8 protein-coding genes are annotated in these 2,988 nt (G+C 59.9%); all 8 read right to left on the bottom strand.

The genetic code is table 11. From position 1 onward, the window contains the following. Positions 1 to 70 precede the first annotated feature (70 nt). Positions 71 to 469: a 30S ribosomal protein S8 gene (gene rpsH, locus EN750_RS26740; protein ID WP_013531431.1), complete on the bottom strand. Its 399-nt coding sequence runs from the start codon at positions 467 to 469 to the stop codon at positions 71 to 73. A 12-nt stretch (positions 470 to 481) separates the two neighbouring features. Continuing rightward, positions 482 to 787, bottom strand: coding sequence for a 30S ribosomal protein S14 (gene rpsN / locus EN750_RS26735; RefSeq protein WP_013895695.1), 306 nt, complete (start codon positions 785 to 787; stop codon positions 482 to 484). Positions 788 to 814: 27 nt separating this feature from the next. Beyond that, positions 815 to 1,393, bottom strand: coding sequence for a 50S ribosomal protein L5 (gene rplE / locus EN750_RS26730; protein ID WP_127270613.1), 579 nt, complete (start codon positions 1,391 to 1,393; stop codon positions 815 to 817). After that, complete coding sequence (gene rplX / locus EN750_RS26725) at positions 1,386 to 1,700, bottom strand: 50S ribosomal protein L24 (protein WP_013531428.1); 315 nt, start codon at positions 1,698 to 1,700, stop codon at positions 1,386 to 1,388. The genes rplE and rplX overlap by 8 nt, the downstream gene beginning before the upstream one ends. A 12-nt stretch (positions 1,701 to 1,712) precedes the next feature. Next, on the bottom strand, positions 1,713 to 2,081 hold the full coding sequence (rplN, locus tag EN750_RS26720) for a 50S ribosomal protein L14 (RefSeq protein WP_006205457.1): 369 nt from the start codon (positions 2,079 to 2,081) through the stop codon (positions 1,713 to 1,715). A gap of 83 nt (positions 2,082 to 2,164) precedes the next feature. After that, positions 2,165 to 2,404, bottom strand: a complete 240-nt coding sequence (gene rpsQ / locus EN750_RS26715; RefSeq protein ID WP_010909280.1) for a 30S ribosomal protein S17 — start codon at positions 2,402 to 2,404, stop codon at positions 2,165 to 2,167. 11 nt (positions 2,405 to 2,415) lie between these two features. Continuing rightward, positions 2,416 to 2,616, bottom strand: a complete 201-nt coding sequence (rpmC, locus tag EN750_RS26710; RefSeq protein ID WP_006205459.1) for a 50S ribosomal protein L29 — start codon at positions 2,614 to 2,616, stop codon at positions 2,416 to 2,418. Positions 2,617 to 2,629: 13 nt separating this feature from the next. Then, positions 2,630 to 2,988 (bottom strand): 50S ribosomal protein L16 (gene rplP, locus EN750_RS26705; protein ID WP_127398409.1); only part of this gene is annotated, 359 nt, incomplete at its 5' end.

Here is a 2,988-nt window from a genome sequence, read left to right as displayed (position 1 = left end):
CTCTTGTTTCAGGTCTCTGTCTTCGGGAACGATCCGAAGACCGGATTCCACTTTGCGGTCAACTGCCAGATCAGAAGATCTGGCAGAGGATCTCACCGCCGACGTTCTGTTCACGTGCTTCATGGTCGGCCATCACGCCCTTCGGTGTCGAAAGGATGGCGATGCCGAGGCCGTTGGCGACCTGCGGAATCGACTTGGCCGAAACATAGACGCGGCGGCCTGGCTTCGAGACGCGGGCGATTTCGCGCACGACCGGCGCGCCGTCGAAATACTTCAGCTCGATCTCGATTTCGGACTTGCCGTTGTCGAAGTCGGTCTGGCTGTAATCGCGGATATAGCCTTCAGCCTTCAGCACGTCGAGGACGCGGGTGCGCAGACGCGAAGCCGGCGTCGAAACGCTCGACTTCTTGCGGCCATACGCGTTGCGGATGCGGGTCAGCATATCGCCGAGAGGATCGCTCAATGACATGTTATGTCCTCCTTACCAGCTCGACTTGACCAGGCCCGGGATCTGGCCGTTATTGCCGAGATCACGAAGCGCGATGCGCGATACTTTGAGCTTGCGATAGTAGGCGCGCGGACGGCCGGTGACTTCGCAGCGGTTGCGGATGCGGATCTTGGCCGAGTTGCGCGGCATGGCGGCAAGCTTGAGCTGAGCGCGGAAACGCTCTTCCATCGGCTTGGACTGATCCATGATGATCGCCTTCAGGGCAGCGCGCTTGGGACCGTACTGGTCGGCAAGCTTGCGGCGCCTGTTGTTCTTCTCGACTGAGCTGGTCTTTGCCATTTCAGATTTTTCCTTTTCTCGCTGCCGTTACTGGCGGAAGGGGAAGTTGAAAGCCTTGAGCAATGCCCTGGCTTCGTCATCCGTCTTCGCAGTCGTACAAACGATGACGTCCATGCCCCAGATCTGATCAACCTTGTCGTAGTTGATCTCCGGGAACACGATGTGTTCCTTGATGCCCATGGCGTAGTTGCCACGGCCATCGAAGCTCTTCGGATTGAGCCCGCGGAAGTCGCGGACGCGTGGCAGTGCGATGTTCACGAGACGGTCGAGGAACTCGTACATACGTTCCTTGCGCAGCGTGACCTTAGCGCCGATCGGCATCTTCTCGCGGACCTTGAAGCCGGCGATCGAGTTGCGGGCGCGGGTGACGACGGCCTTCTGGCCGGCGATCATCGCCAGGTCTTCGGCCGCGATCGAAGGCTTCTTCGAATCGGCGGTCGCTTCGCCAACGCCCATGTTCAGCACGATCTTGTCGATGCGCGGAACCTGCATCTCGTTGTCGTAGCCGAACTGTTCCTGCAACGCCTTGCGGATGGTCTCGTTGTAGACCTGCTTGAGGCGCGGCGTGTTGTTCGCGGTCGCCTGCTTGGATTGAGCCTTAGCCATTGATGACTTCTCCCGAGCGCTTGGCGACGCGCACCTTCTTGCCGTCCTTCTGGAAGATGAAGCCGACGCGGGTCGGCTTGCCATCCTTGGGGTCGGCCAGCGCGATGTTCGACAGCTGGATCGGCGCTTCCTTGGTGATGATCCCGCCCTCTTGGGACTGGGACTGCTTCTGGTGACGACGGATCATGTTGACGCCGCGCACCAGCGCGGTGTCTTCCTTCGGCTGTACCGAGAGGACTTCGCCCGAACGGCCCTTGTCCTTGCCGGCCAGCACGACGACCTTGTCGCCTTTTCTAATCTTTTGCATTGGTCCGGCTCCTTACAGCACTTCAGGCGCGAGCGAGATGATCTTCATGTGGTTCTTGGCGCGGAGTTCGCGCGGAACCGGTCCGAAGATACGCGTGCCGATCGGCTCTTTCTTGTTGTCGACGAGAACGGCCGCGTTCTTGTCGAAACGGATCACGCTGCCGTCCGGGCGGCGGATGTCCTTGGCCGTGCGAACCACGACCGCCTTCATCACATCGCCCTTCTTTACGCGGCCGCGCGGAATGGCTTCCTTGATCGACACCACGATGATGTCGCCCACGGAAGCGTATTTCCGCTTCGAGCCGCCCAGCACCTTGATGCACATGACACGACGGGCGCCGGAATTATCCGCGACGTCGAGGTTTGTTTGCATCTGAATCATGACTGGCCGCCTTCTTCTCTTCTAACGGGATGGGCTCAAAGCCCCTCCCCGGTCTGTCCAAAATTCGTTGTTTACGCCCGAGGTCAGGCTTGGTCCGAAGACACGACGATCCAGCGCTTGTCCTTGGAAATCGGCTTCGATTCCTGGATGAACACCTGATCGCCAACCTTGTGGGCGTTGTTTTCGTCGTGCGCCTTGTACTTCTTGGTCATGCGCACGGTCTTCTTCATCACGGGATGCGTGAAGCGCCGTTCGACCTTGACGACAACCGTCTTCTCGTTCTTGTCGCTGACGACGGTGCCCTGCAGAATGCGCTTTGGCATGGTTTTCGTCCTTAAGCCTTCTTAGCCGCGGACTTTTCCGCAGCGATGGTCTTGATACGCGCAATATCCTTACGGACCTGTCTCACGCGCGCGGTCTTCTCGAGCTGGCCGGTGGCCTTCTGGAAGCGCAGGTTGAACTGCTCCTTCTTCAGGCTGGCCAGGTCGTCGGTCAACTGGTCCTGGGTCTTGGTCCGGATGTCTTCGGCTTTCATGATCAGCCCGTCCTTATTCTGCGATGCGCTGCACGAAGCGCGTCTTGACCGAGAGCTTGGCCGCGCCGAGACGCAGTGCCTCACGGGCGGTTTCTTCATTGACGCCGTCGATCTCGAACATGATACGGCCCGGCTTGACGCGCGCCGCCCAGTAGTCGACCGCACCCTTGCCCTTACCCATGCGGACTTCGGTCGGCTTCGAAGTGACCGGCACGTCCGGGAAAATACGGATCCAGACGCGACCAGCGCGCTTCATTTCACGCGTGATCGCGCGGCGGGCCGCCTCGATCTCACGTGCGGTGACGCGGTTCGGCTCAAGCGCCTTCAGCCCGAAACCACCGAAATCCAGGTTGGTGCCGCCCTTTGCGGTAC

Source organism: Mesorhizobium sp. M7A.F.Ca.ET.027.03.2.1, assembly GCF_003999175.1.
In the GTDB taxonomy this organism is placed as follows: domain Bacteria; phylum Pseudomonadota; class Alphaproteobacteria; order Rhizobiales; family Rhizobiaceae; genus Mesorhizobium.
The sequence above is the reverse complement of the archived record's forward strand: the minus strand, read 5'-3'. Positions and strand labels throughout refer to the sequence as shown.

Bases quoted from the DNA above. Each gene is read 5' to 3' on its own strand.
- rpsH (WP_013531431.1), bottom strand. From the start codon at position 469: ATGTCATTGAGCGATCCTCTCGGCGATATGCTGACCCGCATCCGCAAC.
- rpsN (WP_013895695.1), bottom strand. From the start codon at position 787: ATGGCAAAGACCAGCTCAGTCGAGAAGAACAACAGGCGCCGCAAGCTT.
- rplE (WP_127270613.1), bottom strand. From the start codon at position 1,393: ATGGCTAAGGCTCAATCCAAGCAGGCGACCGCGAACAACACGCCGCGC.
- rplX (WP_013531428.1), bottom strand. From the start codon at position 1,700: ATGCAAAAGATTAGAAAAGGCGACAAGGTCGTCGTGCTGGCCGGCAAG.
- rplN (WP_006205457.1), bottom strand. From the start codon at position 2,081: ATGATTCAGATGCAAACAAACCTCGACGTCGCGGATAATTCCGGCGCC.
- rpsQ (WP_010909280.1), bottom strand. From the start codon at position 2,404: ATGCCAAAGCGCATTCTGCAGGGCACCGTCGTCAGCGACAAGAACGAG.
- rpmC (WP_006205459.1), bottom strand. From the start codon at position 2,616: ATGAAAGCCGAAGACATCCGGACCAAGACCCAGGACCAGTTGACCGAC.